1 protein-coding gene is annotated in these 583 nt (G+C 68.3%); it reads right to left on the bottom strand.

Translation table 11 applies throughout. The features are described 5' to 3' along the window. Nucleotides 1–559 (bottom strand): cell wall hydrolase (locus V6590_RS20865; RefSeq protein ID WP_335425636.1); only part of this gene is annotated, 559 nt, incomplete at its 3' end. Nucleotides 560–583 lie beyond the last annotated feature (24 nt).

Genomic DNA, 583 nt, shown 5'->3' with positions numbered 1-583 from the left:
TCATCAGCCGCGCGATCTTGGCCGCACGGCTCCAGGCGGCCTTTTCGCCGACCCGATCCGACTTGCCGTCGCAGGTGAAGGAAAACTGGCAGCCGCCCTTGCCGCCCTGATGCACCACGCCGCAGATGCTGCGCGGATAGGCGGGGCTGTCGGCCCGGTTCAGGATGACCTCGGCCACGGCGAACTGGCCGCGGATCGTCTCGCCGCGCGCCTCGTGATAGATCGCGGTCGCCAGGCATTGCCATTGATCGTCGCCGGTCGCGGCGGGCTGCGCATCGACAAAGCCGGCGTCATAGCGCACCAGCGCGGGGCTGGTCATCTGCGGCATCTCGGCCTTGCTGGCGGGCTTGGGCGCCCCGACCGCGGCGGCAATCGCCGCCAGCTTGCCCGGCGCGACCTGATCGAGCGCGGTGCGCTCAACCCCAAGGAGAGACGACATCCGACCATCGAGGCCGGCCTTCGGGTCATTCGACTGGCTCACCGTCACATCGGCGAAGGCCGCTCCATTCAGGACGAGCGTGGCGCAAAACGCCGCCGTCCAGCCTAGTCGCAAGCACATGAACTCTGTTCCCGGTTCTGTTCC

Source organism: Gemmobacter denitrificans, assembly GCF_036964905.1.
GTDB classification, from domain to species: Bacteria; Pseudomonadota; Alphaproteobacteria; order Rhodobacterales; family Rhodobacteraceae; genus Gemmobacter; species Gemmobacter denitrificans.
The sequence above is the reverse complement of the archived record's forward strand: the minus strand, read 5'-3'. Positions and strand labels throughout refer to the sequence as shown.